Raw genomic sequence first — 15,561 nt, 5'->3', positions numbered from 1 at the left:
TATCATTTCCTGAAGTTTAAAAGGTGTTGTCGTATCTCTTTGGCCAGTTGGGCCGTTTCCTCCGCTAATCTGGGGTTCCGCTTTCTGAACATATTGGTGATCAACTTAAAGTTGCGTTGGTACTTCACCAATAGCTTATAGGCCTCTATCTGTTCGTCCGTCATCCGCTCCACAATACGGTCTTCGAAGGCGGCACGGCGACAGTACTCACTAATGGAAAGACCGCTCTTCCGGGCCTTGACCTTCAGCAGTTTCTTCTCGTAGACCGAGCATCGGAACTGGACGAACTCCTTCTTCATTTTCCTATCAACTTTTGCGACCTTCGGGAGCAAAAGCAAGATTTGTCATGACAATGACACATCTTGAATTCGTTGCCAAACTTCATCCTTCGCGCTTTTTACCTTCCATTCGTTTATATCTTTAAAACCTTCATAGAGGAAGGACAAATCCCTACTGTTCGGACACCTTTCCAATAAAAGTTCCGTCATTCTCATCCCCGTTCTGTCCCTATCAAGAAACAGTTCCACACTTTCATATTCCCCTATTTCAGAAATCATCCGTTTTACAAAGGCCGTGGTGTTCAATATCAAAAGGTCATGGCTGTTTCCGAATTCTGGCATCAGCTCCATTAGGGTGAGCATATCGAACATGCCTTCCGTAATGGCCAATTTCTTAAAGCTGTTCCCTATGATCGAAACATCCTTGGGAGAAGTGGACCCTTTCCAATATCTGTTTCGCAGTTCCCAGCCTCCCGACCTGTTCCGGAGTCCAATGGCAAAGTATTTCCTACCACCTATTTTATAATGGACCTCCCCGCAGAGTTTTCTTGAAGTCCTAGTGGATATTTTTCTAGATTGCAAATAGTTTTGAAGAGCTCTGTGTTCGATTTCCTTTTCCTGGATGATTTGAATCGGGTTGGTCCTATGTTCCGTCTTGGTTGGATTCGGCCGCCAGTGAAAAGAAAAATGGTCAATGTTCCCGGATAATCGTTCCAGGGCCTCCTTTACCGAACAGTTATTCATTTTCATTATCAGGTCTATGGTTCTGCCCCCTTCGAAGGTCCCGAAGTCTATCCAGTAGTTTTCCTTCAATGATACCTTGAAAGAGGCTTGGGTCTCGGTCCGAAACGGGCTGAGGAACCAAGCTTCTTTTTCCGTTTTCCGGACTGGAAAGTGCCCCGACTTGGCCAGCGTGGATACGATGTCAATGTTGCGGGCTTTTTCGCAGTCCATTATATATGTAGTTTTTCTTCTCATTGTCTCAAATTTTGTTATTTCTCCTACCTCCCTACCTAACCCAATGATGACGTGGGTTTTCAAGCTAGGTCAGATATTTTTTCAACTTACCTATCTTACCCATTAGGTAGGTTAGGTAACCTCTAGGTAAGATGGAAGTTATATATCCTACCTAAAGTTTTGCCCATGCTCTTTGGCTTTAGACTTCTTTAGGTAATTAGGTAGGTACTATTCTTCTTTCTTTGCAAATTCCATTTCCCAGGGGCTTCCCCCAAAGAGGGGTCGGGACAAATAGCCATAAACCTGTCGTTTGGGATGCTTTACTTTTTGAAAACCAAACCCAGCGAGTGCTCTCCCAATATTTATATGGTTCAACCTAAGGTTGAGACATGCAATCTCTACCATGATATCCGATGCCGTCCTGAAGTCTTTCATATCATTGGATTTTTCATAGTATTTGGCAACCACTTCTTGTTCGGAGGTCAATTTGGTATACTTCCTGTTCCGTTCTTCATTCTCCTGGATGTCCTCAATGGAAAGTTCGGAATCAAAGTTGGGGTCCGAGTAGGCCAAATGATACGCCTGTGACCAGATCTTGTTGATATCGACCTCTTTTGAATACGAAAAATCTATTTTTCCCTTTAGCTCAAAACAGAGCCAACGGACCGACCCGGTCTCATCGTTCAAAAAGGACGACATATTGGTGGAGCCCACAAAGGAGCAAATCCGGGACAGGGTCGTATTCTTTCTATCATATGGCAGGCGTTCATTTATAAAGGTCTTGGAAAAAAACGACTTTAGGGCATTCACATCCTTTTTGGACAGCACGGCCAGTTCATCAAGATTGTACAAAAAATTCCGGCACAGCTGTATCCGTGCATCCTTGTCATTGCTGATGTCCTCGGCCATGTATTCACTAAGCTCGGGCGGGCACAGAAATCGGCACCATGTGGACTTACCAGAGTTTTGTCCCTGATGGGAGAGCACGAAAGCCTGCTTATTGAAATAATTGGGTTCAACAGCACATCTAATGGCACGGACCAACCATTTTTTGAAATGATAGTTAAATGCCTTTTTCTCATAGGTCGGCACATAAGACGCCAACTTTAGGATATAGTCCTCTCCGTCCCATTTCGGGAGGTTGTTGAAATACTCCTTAATGGGATTGTACTTGGAAATCCACTCTGATCGTATCAGTATCTCCAGTTTTCCGGTCGGGATATCCACCCCGGCCTTGGCCAATTCTATAATAAGGGAGTTCAGGTTCAAGTAATGCCAATCCCTTGAACCCTTTAATGCGATTTGAAAGTCATGGGAAATCTCATTGTACATTATATCATATTTGGCCTCCAGATATTCCATGGTGTAGTCAAACACCGTTTTCTTCTTAGAGTCCTTGACAAAATAAAGATTGCCCTCATGCTTGATAGAAGCCATTACCCCTTAATTTTAAATGAGTGCTCCAAAGCCTTCCCATTGACTTCTTCTTGGGTCAATCTACTGTTTTGGAGAAGCCATCCATTCAGCTTTTTCCTTTCAAAGAATATCATTTTCCCATTGGGCTTGGAATGCGGGATATTTCCTGCTGCGGTCAGCTTGTACAGATAGCTTCTGGAAATCCCGGTATAGTCACAGGTCTCTTCAAAAGTGAGTACCTCTTTATTGGCTATCATGAGCCGTTCCAAACGATCTAGCCGTTCAAGTATCAATAAATTGTCCATTTGTTTCCTTTTTGGATTAAAAAATGAACAAAAGCGCTTTTGTTTTCTCTTGTAGAATTCTTGGAATAAAGGTAGAAACAAAAGAAGGCTGTATTTGGGCCAAATTGATATTAGTTATCCACAAAGAACTGATAAACAGATATTTGAAATAATTCAGGTTAAATGACACTAAATGTAATTTGACAAATTACATATGTTTAGAAATCGAACCTTTTGGGATTAACCAGAATTTTGAGAAATTGAAAGAATTTGAGTTATCAACAGTGGGAAAATGGTTTAATGATGGATGGATTATCAATCTTTGTCAATTTGGGATTCGGAGATGAGGATGTCAAATGTTAATTTTTGATAGAAATTAAAACAATATCTAACCTTTATTTTCATTCAAGCTAAATTGCTCATCCTCGATAAAAAACCGTCACTTTTACGTCACCATAAAAAACACAAAACCCTGAAAATCAATCGATTATCAGGGTTGTTCAGTACCTTGGGTGGGAATCGAACCCACACGTCCGAAGACACTGGATTTTGAATCCAGCGCGTCTACCAATTCCGCCACCAAGGCATCATGGCATTTTCAAAATGCGACTGCAAAGCTAACAAAATATTTTAATTTCCAACCAAAAAATACTTGCATTTATCCTTTAGCAACCCGAATAAATTTTTAAATTTGCACCTCTCTAGAAAATAGCCCTTTAAAAAGCTAAATAACAAGAGTTTGCAATGGCCTATCAAGTTCCCGAACCTAAAATTTTTGCGTGCAGCCAAAGTATGGTGCTTGGCGAGAAAATTGCTGCTTCCTATGGGGCCGAGTTAGGGAACGTTCTTTTTTCTAGGTACAGCGATGGGGAGTTTCAACCTTCGTTTGAAGAGTCCATCCGTGGAGCCAGGATCTTTATCATCGGCTCTACCCATCCCGGACCTGAGAACTTAATGGAGATGCTGTTGATGATAGATGCCGCCAAGCGTGCATCTGCCAGACACATCACTGCGGTTATGCCTTATTTTGGCTGGGCCAGGCAGGATAGAAAAGATAAACCCCGTGTTCCGATCGCGGCCAAATTGGTGGCCAAGATGTTGGAAACGGCCGGTGCCACCCGAATCATTACCATGGACCTGCATGCCGATCAGATCCAAGGGTTCTTTGAAAAACCCGTGGACCATCTGTTCGCCTCTACCCTGTTCCTTCCCTACCTGAAGAGTTTGAATTTGGACAATCTATGCATTGCTTCACCAGATATGGGAGGTTCCAAAAGGGCCTATGCCTATTCCAAGGCGTTGGAGTGTGATGTGGTGATCTGTTACAAACAAAGGGCCAAGGCCAATGAGATTTCACACATGGAACTCATCGGTGATGTAGAAGGAAAAAATGTGGTTTTGGTAGATGACATGGTGGATACTGCCGGCACCTTGACCAAGGCAGCCGACTTGATGATGGAACGCGGTGCCATTAGCGTACGTGCCGTAACAACGCACGGATTGCTCTCTGGCAATGCTTATGAAAGAATTGCAAAATCAATGTTGACGGAATTGATCATCACCGATTCCATTCCGATCGACCACAACCAGAAAAAAATTAGGATATTGTCGTGTGCCGACCTTTTTGCCGATGTGATGCATAGGGTCCACCACAACACCTCAATATCCTCGAAGTTTTTGATGTAGCCTTCGATGAAGTTTATACTGAGCGAAGTCGAAGTACTCAGGCCGCCAGAAGCACTTCGAAATAAAAGTTTAGAATTTAATTTAATTAGTTAATAGAAATTATGAAGTCAATTACAATCAAAGGATCCCAAAGAGAAAGCGTGGGCAAGGTTGCTACCAAGGCCCTACGTAATGCTGGAAAGGTCCCTTGCGTGCTGTACGGAGGGGATAAACCGATTCACTTTTCAGTTGAAGAATTTTCATTCAGAGATTTGGTGTACACCCCAAACGCTCACACTGCTGTGATTGAGTTGGAGAACGGCCAAACATTTGAAGCCGTATTGCAGGATATACAATTCCATCCTGTAACCGATAGTATTTACCATGTGGATTTCTACCAATTGTTCAAGGACAAGCCTGTTACTATGGACATTCCTGTTATTTTGGAAGGAAATTCCCCAGGGGTACGTAATGGTGGTAGATTGCTTTTCAGAAAGAGAAAGCTTACCATCAAGGCGTTGCCAGATTTGCTACCTGATTCCATCACCGTGAACATCTCCAAACTTAGGATTGGCGGTACCATTTCTGTGGAATCCCTATTGAGTGAAGATTATACCATTTTGCATCCAGACAACACTTCTGTTGTACAAGTGAAAGCTTCCAGAACTTCTGTTGCCGATGATTCGGAAGATGAAGAAGAGGAAGGTGCAGAGGCGCCAGCCGCTGAAGCTACAGAAGCTGCTGAGGCCACTGAATAGTCCAAACAACAACATTTTAAGCATCCCTGTATTTGTCTCTTACGAACAATTGGGGATGCTTTTGTATTTTTAGCCTTTTACAACCCAGTTGATGTTCCAATTCATTCAAAGATCATTTGGCAGACCATCACTTTTGGAAGAAACAGATCCCATGAAAAAATTCTTGATCGTTGGGCTTGGCAATATTGGGTCCGATTATGATGAGACCCGTCATAACATCGGATTCAAAGTCCTTGATTTTTTGGCCGAACAAGAAGCATTTACTTTTGAAAGTGCCAAACTAGGTTCGGTAGGTTCCTTTAAGCACAAAGGAAAAAGCATTCTTTGCCTTAAACCTTCCACCTATATGAACCTGAGTGGAAAAGCCGTAAAATATTGGATGGAACAGGAAAACATCCCCTTGGATAATCTGCTCATCATTACCGATGACATCAACCTGCCTTTCGGCACCATTAGACTAAAAACCAAGGGCAGCGATGGTGGTCATAATGGTCTAAAAGATGTCCAAAATGTACTTCAAACCGTTATTTACAACCGTTTTAGGTTTGGTGTGGGTTCCGATTTTGGCAAGGGTCGGCAAGTAGATTATGTACTGGGAAAATGGAATGCCGAAGAAACCAAGGCCATGCCAGACCGATTGATTGTGGCAGCAGACCTAGTGCGCTCTTTCGTATTCGCCGGGGTAAAGAATACCATGAACGTATTCAACGGTAAATAAGCTAGAATACCTTAAACTCGAACACTCCCGAATCTGAAGTATTACCTTCCAAATCCGTAGTGATCACTTTCCAATAATACACTGTGGAAGACTCTACGGATACGGCCAATTTCATGGTCGAAACATTCGTAGTTCCCAACAAGGTAGTGGGCGGATTTACATTGGAGAAATACACTTCAAAGGTGTCGATATCATTGTCCACATCGGCCCCAGACCATTCCAGTTCAACCTCATTGGCAATATTCTTTTGTACCGTGGCGCCCGAGGCCGGACTTACCAATTGGGCCGGAAACGGGGCATAGGTAGTCTGTGAACCTGCATTATAGAACAGCCATGTCTCACTTGTGGCCACTTGGTCCGATTTTGAGTTACGGGAGGTCACCGACCATGCAAATGGGGTGCCTTTGGCCAAGGACAAGCTAGCCGATGTGGCAGCTGTTGAAATATTCTGGGGAACATTGGTATTCAGGTTTACCACACTTAAGGTATAACTATCGGTATTTTTGCTCGTATTCCAACGAAACGTGACCTGGCTCAAGGTTTCATTAACACTTGATCCCGTAGTGCATTCAGAGTTTTCTTCCGGAAAGACCAATAGGGCACCTTGTGGTGCCGGTGGAGGATTATCCTTACCACAGGCCACCAAAAATCCCAGTACGGACAAATAGAGCAGTTTCCGCATCATCATCTCTTAATAAATTTAAACATTTCCTGTGCCCCATCCTTGGTCAATCCCAAATAATAAATCCCCTTTGGCAGCACAGACAAATCCATTTCTAGATTTTCCCCGTTGACCGTTTTTTGCATGGACATCACCAATCGTCCGTTACCAGAATAAATTTGGATATCTACCTTACCCTCATAACCTCCCAGATACACTTCCGTAACGGAATCCACTGGATTAGGCGATAATATGGGTTTGGTGGAGTAAAAGAATGTTTTTGCAATGACACCTTGGCATGGTAGATCGGAATAAACGCGCAACGTATTCACCCCTTCCTTCATGGGCAATTGAATCTTGGAAACTTGGGTTTGCGTCACCAATCCGTTCAACTCGACATTGTAAAAGGCGGCACCTCTAAGATCAAGGCTTAAAATTCCAGCATTGATCACGGCATCCACGTCCAAAATATCGGGTTCGGTGATGACTACACTAAAGCATACTTCTTCATAGGTAATCATGCCATTGGTTCCGGATATACAGAAAGAATATTCCCCGGCAGTCAAATTTCCAAAGGTTTGGGAATTGGAAAAATCAACAGTGGCAGGTGCACCTCCTCCATCAAAAACAATAGTATAGGTAATGGAGGTATCCGCTGGAGTGACCGTCACCGAACCATCGTTACTGCTTCTGCATGTTTCGCTTTGGATTTCCACTTCAAAATTGTCGGCATCAAATCGATAAACGGCACATCCATTGGTATTGACCGCAACACCTTTTGGAGTTCCCAAGCAAAGGTCATCACCATCATCAAAAACACCATCTTCATCAGCATCGGGCCTGTAGCTGCCTTCCACACAAACATCCAAAGAAAAACCGATCAGGGTACCACCATCACTTATGGCCGTATCCTTAATTTCCAAAATCCACTCTCCCAAAATAGATTCTCCCTTAAGGGAGGCAAGGGAGCCAATTGGACTTACGGTGCCTGAAACAGCCGGATTTCCTGAGCAAGTTATGGGGTCTCCATCATCATCGAACACCGCATTGATATTGTTAAGATCTCCGCAGGTATTGGAAAGCAAGGTTACCCGGGTACCTTCAGGAGAAACAAGGGTAATCACCAAATCCTCCAAATAGGTATGATCCAGTTCCAGATTTACATTAACGTCCGATATGGGAAGGTCTTCCCAGAAGAACACCGAAGTGCTTATAGTTGGGGTCCCTGTTGAAGAAATAGTTATTGGCAAATCACTGGATTCCATATTCTTACAATTCACTGGGGAAGTAATAAAACTAAAGGCCGCACCAAATGTTCCCGTACCACACCCATTACTTGGCCTTACCCTCCAAAAATATTCGGTCTCGGCCTGCAAGCTGTTCGTTTTATAAAAGCTAAAAGGCACCGTGGCGGATTCGATCACATTCACAAAGCCAGCGTCCGTGGCAACCTCAACATCATATTGTGTAAAAAACGGATTCTCTTCCCAAGTCAACTGTGTATCCAGGGAAACACCAATCTGCCCATCTGTTGGAGAAAGTAACACTACATCCGTGAAACTTGTATCTTCAATGGCAACCGAAAGCACCACACTCTTGGTCACCGTAGCCGAAGTAGAAGTCACGGTAATATCATAAAGCCCTGCAGCAACTGCACCTGTATTGGAAAGGGTCAAACTAACATTCGTATCGTTCGCAGTGGCATCGGTCGGAGCAAAAACGGCAGTTAGTCCGGCTGGTATATCGGCAGAAAAGGTAGATGTTTCGTTAAAGCCTGCATAGGTTTCATATACAAATGGAATCACAAGGTCATCGGGTTGACACACCTCAAATTCCAATTGATCAAAATGTAACACCACTTGTGATTGCTCAATGATAAAATCGGAGGCATTAACGGCAAAGAATACATTATCACTGGCCTTGACCATAATACGAGCACTGGTAGTGACGTCCCCCGGCACCAAGATATTGGCCGACCCATCATTAAGTTCATCTTGCGCTAAAATAATGGGAAATGTTTGCCCGCCATCAAGGGAAAGAAAAATATCGACCATCTGCGTATTGATCGGCAAAATATTGGTTTTGGCCACATCCCATGTAACTTCCTGGATCGAACCCGATGTATAAACTTCATTGGTGTTTTGGGAGGTGACCACAAAAGGTCCGGCTGCCTTTAACACATTTACGGCAAGCACATCTGAAATTACCTGTCCTCCACCCAATGCATTGTCCCTGACCGTGAAGGCAAAATTCAGGGTACGTTCAATTTCGGAAACGGTTTCCCAAGCCTCGTTTATGGTTGGGTTGACTTGGGTCAAATTGCCTTGGGCCACTTCTGATAGTTTTGGAAAATACCGTATGGGTTCCGAACTTGGAGGCATAGACCTAAAGTTGGCCCCACTAGGATTCGTTGGTCCAAAAGTAGTATTGGTGACCACTCCATCATCTATCTGTTCCCACGTAAAGGATAGCACATCGCCCACATCGGGGTCGGTCGCGATACCTTCCAACACAAACGCGGTTCCTTTCGGAATTGTGTAGTCCCCCACCGGTGTTAAAATCGGCGGAGAATCGGTTAAGGGAGTTATTTGGGCACAAGAGGTGGTCTGGAGATAATCCGATATCTGCTGTATGCTGTAATAATGAAAGTAATCATCGCCGTTGGGTGCCACGTCATTATCTTTGGTGATGCCGGCATAACCCATAATAGTGGTGCCGCTCCCAGGTTCCGCTTGAACACCGGTTCCTTCTGATTCGAAGGACCAGGTATGGTTGGCCCCGAATTGATGCCCGAGTTCGTGGGCTACAAAATCCATATCGAAAACATCTCCCTGTGGCGTGGCAGAAGCGGAAAATCCACTTCCCTTTTTATTGTCCACGCAGACTGCCCCTATAAATCCGGCATTTCCATTGTTCTGTTCAGGGTTGTCCACTTTATGGAAAAGATGCCCCACATCATAGTTGGCCTCCCCAATAATGGAGGTTATGGTCGCCTGTACTTCAGAATTCAAATTATTGCCATAAGGGTCAGTGGCAGGATTGGTGAAAATCAAAAGATCATTGTTGGCGATGAGTTCCAAGGTCACGCTTAAATCGGTTTCAAAAACCTCATTGATCCTGGTAATCGTGGCATTGATACCAGCAAGGGCATCCGCAACGGTACCTCCCTGGTCTTGGGTGTATTCACCTGTAGCGGAAACGGCTATCCTATATTTTCGTAACACCTGATCATCCACCAAAGGGATAATGGTCTTGGATGTGAGAAGGGTTTCCTTGGTTTCGCAGACAAAGTCATCTTTGGAGGTTAGTCCCGCCCCTTTTGCATACAAAACATAGGCATCTGTTTTGTTGGAAACAGGTTCCATAAATGTCTGTTCATGGTTTTTCAAATTGATGACCATACTCTCCAATCCATTTTGGGAGCTGCTCAATTTCACCTTATATTTTCCATTGGAACTTACACCGGAATACGATTTGATATTGGGATACTTCTTGGCCAGATCTGGGTGCAGTACCGGTGTTTCTTTCAAAGTAAAGGGGATGATGTTTCCCTCCCCATCCGGAAGGTAAACCACTTTTTTTCCGCTTTTTGAAGTGCCGAAGGCCTTCATCTCATCCATAAAAACCTGTCGGTCCAAAGAGAAGACTTTTTTCGCCTTGCCCATATCCTTGATAGAGGCACTCTTCATGGAAGATTGCTTGGTAATGTTCTTCCAATATCCCTGCTGACCGTAAATGCAAAAGCAACTAAAAAATATGGATATTGAAAAAACAAGATGTAATTTAGCTCTCATACAGATTTAGGGCATAGTATAATTTCAAATGTAAGCCTTTTTTATTTCTTGATCGCTTGGAAACAATCCAGAACATTTCTCTCTTCAAAGACATTCCAAATCAAACGATTATCACCATCGGAACCTTCGACGGGGTACATCTTGGCCACCAAAAGATATTAGAACGCCTCATGAATAATGCCAAAGCCACCAACCTGAAATCTACGGTGCTTACTTTTTTTCCGCATCCTCGAATGGTGCTCCAAAAAGATGTGGATATTAAGCTTTTGAACACCTTGGAAGAGAAAAAACAGATCATGGAAACTTTGGGGCTCGATTATTTGATCATCCATCCCTTTACCAAGGAATTTTCTAGGCTAACGGCTACTGAATTTGTGGAGGATATTTTAGTTGATGGCCTCAAGGCCAAAAAAATCATCATCGGGTATGACCACCGATTTGGGCGTAATAGAAATGCCAACATTCAAGATTTAATCGCTTTTGGCAGCACCCTAGGTTTTGATGTGGAAGAAATTCCCGCCCAAGAAATTGACGATGTTTCGGTGAGTTCCACCAAGATTCGGAATGCCCTTTTGGATGGCGATATTGAAACCGCAAACAGCTACCTAAGCTATGCTTATATGCTGACCGGCACCATCGGAAAAGGAAAAGGTTTAGGCAAGGAATTTGGTTTCCCCACAGCCAACCTTCACATTGAAGAAGAATATAAGCTTATCCCTAAAACCGGGGTGTACGTGGTAAAAAGTACCTTGGAAGGAAAGGAATATTTTGGCATGATGAACATTGGGTTCAATCCCACCGTAGATGGCACTACCAAAAGCATTGAGGTGAACTTTTTTGATTTTGACGGGAATCTTTATGGCCAGAAAGTACAGGTCAGCATCCTGCACCGCATCAGGGATGAACATAAGTTCAATTCCGTAGAAGAGCTGAAACAACAGCTACAAAAAGACAAGGTGCGTTCCTTGGAACTGATATCTAAGAAATAGTCAGTTTAATTTCAAAAGGAACAAAAAACAACATCTATTTAGATGCCTGATGGATTATTGTTGGGCACTTCTTCAGATTGAATTAAATTTGCCGCACAAAACAAGGCCATGCTTCAATTACAGACCATTAGGGAAAACAAGGAAAGTATCATCACCGCTTTAAAAAAGCGCAACATCGATGCAGCACCCATGATTGCTGCCGTTATCGAATTGGATGAAAAAAGACGTTCCATACAAACGGAGCTGGATGGTATTCTTGCGGAATCCAACAAACTTTCCAAGGAAATTGGTCTGCTTTTTAAATCGGGCAAGGCACAAGAAGCCAACGCTTTAAAAGAAAAAACCACTAGTTTGAAGGAAACTTCCAAACAATTGGGTGACGACCTTAATGCTACGGCCGCGGCTCTTCAAGAGCAATTGTACCTGATTCCCAATGTTCCACACACCTCTGTCCCTGCTGGAAATTCAGATGCCGACAACGAGGAGGTTTTTCGTGAGGGAGACATACCCGCCTTGTTCGAAGGTGCCATGCCCCACTGGGAATTGGCCAAAAAATATGACATCATCGATTTTGAACTAGGGGTAAAGATCACCGGTGCAGGATTTCCTGTGTACAAAGGAAAAGGTGCTCGTTTGCAGCGCGCCTTGATCTCTTATTTCTTGGATAAAAACACGGCGGCCGGCTACACCGAAATGCAGGTGCCCCACATGGTAAACGAAGCCTCTGGTTATGGCACCGGACAATTGCCCGACAAGGAAGGCCAAATGTACCACGTTCAGGCTGACGACCTATATCTAATCCCAACTGCAGAAGTACCAGTAACCAACTTGCACAGGGACGATATTTTGGCGGAAAGTGATTTTCCCATAAAATATACCGGTTACACCCCATGTTTCAGAAGGGAAGCCGGCAGTTATGGCGCCCATGTACGTGGATTGAACCGATTGCACCAGTTCGACAAAGTAGAAATCGTTCGTTTGGAGCACCCCAACAATTCTTACCAAGCTTTGGATGAAATGGTGGAGCATGTGAAAAACATTCTTCGTGAGTTGAAGTTGCCCTACCGAATCTTAAGGCTTTGTGGTGGCGACCTTGGTTTCACTTCTGCCCTCACCTATGATTTTGAAGTGTTCTCCACTGCCCAGGATCGTTGGTTGGAAATCAGTTCCGTTTCCAATTTTGAGACTTTTCAGGCCAACCGTTTAAAATTGCGCTACAAGGATGAAAACGGTAAAAGCCAATTGGCCCACACCTTAAACGGAAGCTCTTTGGCGTTGCCTAGGGTTTTGGCCGGTATCTTGGAAAACTATCAGACTGAAAACGGCATTAAAATTCCGGATGCCCTTGTCCCTTATTGTGGATTCGAGCTCATCGACTAGGTTTTTCATCCATTATTTGGATTCACTTAACAGAATCCCGGGTATTTCTGCGTTATATTTGAAATAAAACACGCTATTGCGCCCCCTTTTATTTCTCATATCGTTCCTCCTATTCCAAGCTACAGCGTTGGCCCAAGAAGATTTTTTGGCCAAGCAGTACTTCAATGACGGGGATTATGAAAAGGCAGTGGTGTTTTATGAAAAATTAGCAGCATCCAACCCTAGGCGCACCGATTATTCAGAAGCTTTGGTGGCTTGCTACCAACAATTGGAACGCTACACCGAAGCTGAAACCTTTCTGTTGGAAAAGTTACAGGACCCTTATGCTTTCCCTACCTTTTTTATTGAACTAGGCTATAATTATACACTACAGGATCAATCCGAAAACGCCACCGAATATTATGACAAGGCCATTCAAAAAATTGATGAGAACCCTAATTATGGGTATAGCGTAGGGTATCGATTCCAAAAATATGCACTGTTGGATTATGCCATCAAGGCATACACGAGAGCCATGGAACTGAAACCCGACCTGAACTACGACTTTCAATTGGCCCGCATTTATGGGGAACAGGGCGACATTGAAAAAATGTACCAATCCTACCTCAATCTTATTTGGGAGGGAAAGACCTCGCGCTCCAATGTACTAAGGAACATCGAAGATTTTATTTCCGAAGACCCGGCCAACGAAAACAATGTTCTACTGCGAAAAGTATTGCTTAAAAATGCCCAGAAAAGTCCAGATGTTTTGTGGAACGAACTGCTGAGTTGGCTGTTCATCCAACAGAAACAATATGGAAGCGCCTTCAGTCAAGAAAAAGCCATCTTCAAACGGGCGGAAGGAAGCAATATGGACCGATTGGAAAATTTGGGCGACATCACCCTAGGGGATAATGACCTTGAAAACGCTTCGGCCATTTTTCAGTTCATTGTTGACAATACCGAGGAACCTAGGGTCAAGTTGAACGCACAACTCAAATTGATCGATATAGAACTGAAGAATCCGACCGCTAAAACCCTGGACTCCGTTGAAAAGCAATTTGAACAACTGGTGGCCGAATATGGCAACAAAAGCCTCACACTTCAATTGCAGATTGCCTATGCCAATTTCCTGACCTTCAAACGTGAACGCCCTGAACCGGCCATTGCCATGCTCAAGGAAAGTCTGGAACTCCCCATGGGCCGTGTGGCCGTTGCCTATGTAAAACTGGCCCTGGGCGATATTTTGGTGTACGATCAACGGTTCAATGAAGCGCTGATTCTCTTCACCCAAGTACAAAAGAGCCTTAAAAATGATGTGCTGGGGCAGGATGCGCGTTTTAAAGTAGCGCAGACCAGTTTTTACAAGGGGGATTTTGATTGGGCCCTTACCCAATTGAAAGTCCTGAGGGGCTCCACGTCCCAACTCATTGCCAACGATGCCATGCAGTTGAGTTTACTCATCTCGGACAATTCCTTGGAAGATTCCACCCAAACTGCATTGAAGAAATACGCCCGAGCTGACTTGTTGGCCTATCAAAACAAGAACAAAGAAGCGATTGAGGTGTTAGAGGACATCCTTCAAAACCATAAAGGTGAAAAAATTGAGGACGAAGCCTTATTGAAGCAGGCAGAACTCTTGGCGGAGCAAAAGGATTATGAAGCGGCCGAGTTCAATTACAAAAAGATCGTTGAGTTTTATTCGGATGGCATTTTGGCCGATGATGCCCATTTTGCCCTTGGGGAGTTGTACCGAAATATTTTGAACGAGCCCGAAAAGGCAAAAAGTCATTACGAGAAAATCATCTATAACTATCAGGACAGCTATTATTTTCCGCAGGCCCGGATCAATTTTAGAAAGCTCCGTGGTGATGCCATAAATTAATCACATTGTCATTCCCGCGAAGGCGGGAATCCCAGCATAAAGATTTCTCAATAGTACCAATCACTTTTGGCACTCATTTCGAAATGACGTCAGAAACTATTGAATTCCCAAAAAATAGACTAATTTTCACCTCTTCGAAATTTAAAGAAACAAATGCTCATTTATAACGTAACCATCAATATTGATGCGGATGTTCATGACGATTGGCTTGTTTGGATGCGGGACAAACATATTCCCGACATGCTGAACACAGGCAAATTTTCCCATGCCAAAATGGTAAGGGTGTTGGTGGAAGATGATGGCGGTATCACCTACTCCATTCAATACACCACACCGGATCGTAAAACCCTGGAAGCCTACTACCGTGATGATGCCGAGCGTATGCGGGGCTATGCCCAGAAATTGTTCCCTAACAAGTTTGTGGCCTTTAGGACCGAACTGGAAGTGATCAGCCAACAAATACCCTAACCCATTGGAATATCTTTTCACCTATGGTACCCTTCAGGATTCTCAGGTACAGGAATATATCTTTGGCCGTATCCTAAACGGGAATCCCGATGCGCTCTTGGGTTTCAAAAAAATGGAAAACGCCGTTTACGGTCGTTATCCTTTAGTCATTCAAACCAAAAAATTAGAGGATAAGGTCAGCGGAACGGTTTATGAAGTTTCAGAGATCGATCTTAAAAAAGCGGATATATACGAGACCAGTGCCTACAAACGTGAAAAATTTCCCTTGGAATCCGGATCCAGTGCATGGGTCTATATCGAAAATTCCAAGTAACTTGCAAAAAAACCTC

General features: G+C 43.8%; 14 protein-coding genes and 1 tRNA gene. 8 read left to right on the top strand and 7 right to left on the bottom strand.

Going from position 1 to position 15,561, the window contains the following annotated elements; genetic code table 11:
• Positions 1-2 precede the first annotated feature (2 nt).
• From mbpA to GTK07_RS04270, 5 genes are all read right to left on the bottom strand, one after another.
• Positions 3-299, bottom strand: a complete 297-nt coding sequence (mbpA, locus tag GTK07_RS04290) for a mobilization protein MbpA (protein WP_163633316.1) — start codon at positions 297-299, stop codon at positions 3-5.
• A gap of 45 nt (positions 300-344) precedes the next feature.
• On the bottom strand, positions 345-1,232 hold the full coding sequence (locus GTK07_RS04285) for a CHC2 zinc finger domain-containing protein (protein ID WP_235932425.1): 888 nt from the start codon (positions 1,230-1,232) through the stop codon (positions 345-347).
• Between the two features lie 231 nt (positions 1,233-1,463).
• Positions 1,464-2,672: a virulence-associated E family protein gene (locus GTK07_RS04280; protein WP_163633312.1), complete on the bottom strand. Its 1,209-nt coding sequence runs from the start codon at positions 2,670-2,672 to the stop codon at positions 1,464-1,466.
• Entirely contained in the window at positions 2,672-2,956 is a 285-nt protein-coding gene (locus GTK07_RS04275) for a helix-turn-helix domain-containing protein (RefSeq protein WP_163633311.1), read from the bottom strand. Before GTK07_RS04275 ends, GTK07_RS04280 begins: the two co-directional genes overlap by 1 nt.
• A gap of 483 nt (positions 2,957-3,439) precedes the next feature.
• Positions 3,440-3,521: transfer RNA gene (locus GTK07_RS04270), tRNA-Leu, on the bottom strand.
• A gap of 158 nt (positions 3,522-3,679) precedes the next feature.
• Between GTK07_RS04270 and GTK07_RS04265 the strand changes: the two genes are divergently transcribed.
• The 3 genes from GTK07_RS04265 (at position 3,680) to pth (ending at position 6,076) form a co-directional block, all read left to right on the top strand.
• The gene (locus GTK07_RS04265) at positions 3,680-4,621 is read left to right on the top strand and encodes a ribose-phosphate pyrophosphokinase (protein ID WP_163633309.1); all 942 of its coding nucleotides are present in this window, start codon (positions 3,680-3,682) and stop codon (positions 4,619-4,621) included.
• A gap of 101 nt (positions 4,622-4,722) precedes the next feature.
• Entirely contained in the window at positions 4,723-5,358 is a 636-nt protein-coding gene (locus GTK07_RS04260; protein WP_163633307.1) for a 50S ribosomal protein L25/general stress protein Ctc, read from the top strand.
• 91 nt (positions 5,359-5,449) lie between these two features.
• The gene (pth, locus tag GTK07_RS04255; protein WP_163633305.1) at positions 5,450-6,076 is read left to right on the top strand and encodes an aminoacyl-tRNA hydrolase; all 627 of its coding nucleotides are present in this window, start codon (positions 5,450-5,452) and stop codon (positions 6,074-6,076) included.
• 1 nt (position 6,077) lies between these two features.
• Here the strand turns inward: pth and GTK07_RS04250 are convergent, their stop codons facing one another.
• Positions 6,078-6,764, bottom strand: a complete 687-nt coding sequence (locus tag GTK07_RS04250) for a hypothetical protein (protein WP_235932424.1) — start codon at positions 6,762-6,764, stop codon at positions 6,078-6,080.
• Positions 6,761-10,426: a reprolysin-like metallopeptidase gene (locus GTK07_RS04245; protein WP_235932423.1), complete on the bottom strand. Its 3,666-nt coding sequence runs from the start codon at positions 10,424-10,426 to the stop codon at positions 6,761-6,763. Before GTK07_RS04245 ends, GTK07_RS04250 begins: the two co-directional genes overlap by 4 nt.
• A gap of 161 nt (positions 10,427-10,587) precedes the next feature.
• Between GTK07_RS04245 and GTK07_RS04240 the strand changes: the two genes are divergently transcribed.
• The 5 genes from GTK07_RS04240 (at position 10,588) to GTK07_RS04220 (ending at position 15,545) form a co-directional block, all read left to right on the top strand.
• Positions 10,588-11,520: a bifunctional riboflavin kinase/FAD synthetase gene (locus tag GTK07_RS04240; protein WP_163633301.1), complete on the top strand. Its 933-nt coding sequence runs from the start codon at positions 10,588-10,590 to the stop codon at positions 11,518-11,520.
• A 108-nt stretch (positions 11,521-11,628) separates the two neighbouring features.
• Complete coding sequence (gene serS, locus GTK07_RS04235; protein ID WP_163633299.1) at positions 11,629-12,900, top strand: serine--tRNA ligase; 1,272 nt, start codon at positions 11,629-11,631, stop codon at positions 12,898-12,900.
• A 127-nt stretch (positions 12,901-13,027) separates the two neighbouring features.
• Positions 13,028-14,764, top strand: coding sequence for a tetratricopeptide repeat protein (locus GTK07_RS04230; RefSeq protein ID WP_235932422.1), 1,737 nt, complete (start codon positions 13,028-13,030; stop codon positions 14,762-14,764).
• 153 nt (positions 14,765-14,917) lie between these two features.
• Complete coding sequence (locus GTK07_RS04225) at positions 14,918-15,232, top strand: DUF4286 family protein (RefSeq protein ID WP_163633297.1); 315 nt, start codon at positions 14,918-14,920, stop codon at positions 15,230-15,232.
• Positions 15,233-15,236: 4 nt separating this feature from the next.
• Positions 15,237-15,545 carry a gamma-glutamylcyclotransferase family protein gene (locus tag GTK07_RS04220; RefSeq protein WP_163633295.1) on the top strand — a complete coding sequence of 103 codons (309 nt, stop codon included), beginning with the start codon at positions 15,237-15,239 and terminating at the stop codon, positions 15,543-15,545.
• The last annotated feature ends 16 nt before the right edge of the window (positions 15,546-15,561 follow it).

This window comes from Flagellimonas sediminis, assembly GCF_010500845.1.
Lineage (GTDB): Bacteria > Bacteroidota > Bacteroidia > Flavobacteriales > Flavobacteriaceae > Flagellimonas > Flagellimonas sediminis.
Note: the sequence above shows the minus strand (reverse complement) of the source record. Positions and strands in the feature narration are given on the sequence as shown.

Bases quoted from the DNA above. Each gene is read 5' to 3' on its own strand.
- GTK07_RS04285 (WP_235932425.1), bottom strand. From the start codon at position 1,232: ATGGACTGCGAAAAAGCCCGCAACATTGACATCGTATCCACGCTGGCC.
- GTK07_RS04245 (WP_235932423.1), bottom strand. From the start codon at position 10,426: ATGAAGAGTGCCTCTATCAAGGATATGGGCAAGGCGAAAAAAGTCTTC.
- GTK07_RS04250 (WP_235932424.1), bottom strand. From the start codon at position 6,764: ATGATGATGCGGAAACTGCTCTATTTGTCCGTACTGGGATTTTTGGTG.
- GTK07_RS04260 (WP_163633307.1), top strand. From the start codon at position 4,723: ATGAAGTCAATTACAATCAAAGGATCCCAAAGAGAAAGCGTGGGCAAG.
- pth (WP_163633305.1), top strand. From the start codon at position 5,450: ATGTTCCAATTCATTCAAAGATCATTTGGCAGACCATCACTTTTGGAA.
- GTK07_RS04265 (WP_163633309.1), top strand. From the start codon at position 3,680: ATGGCCTATCAAGTTCCCGAACCTAAAATTTTTGCGTGCAGCCAAAGT.
- GTK07_RS04225 (WP_163633297.1), top strand. From the start codon at position 14,918: ATGCTCATTTATAACGTAACCATCAATATTGATGCGGATGTTCATGAC.
- mbpA (WP_163633316.1), bottom strand. From the start codon at position 299: ATGAAGAAGGAGTTCGTCCAGTTCCGATGCTCGGTCTACGAGAAGAAA.
- serS (WP_163633299.1), top strand. From the start codon at position 11,629: ATGCTTCAATTACAGACCATTAGGGAAAACAAGGAAAGTATCATCACC.
- GTK07_RS04275 (WP_163633311.1), bottom strand. From the start codon at position 2,956: ATGGACAATTTATTGATACTTGAACGGCTAGATCGTTTGGAACGGCTC.
- GTK07_RS04280 (WP_163633312.1), bottom strand. From the start codon at position 2,672: ATGGCTTCTATCAAGCATGAGGGCAATCTTTATTTTGTCAAGGACTCT.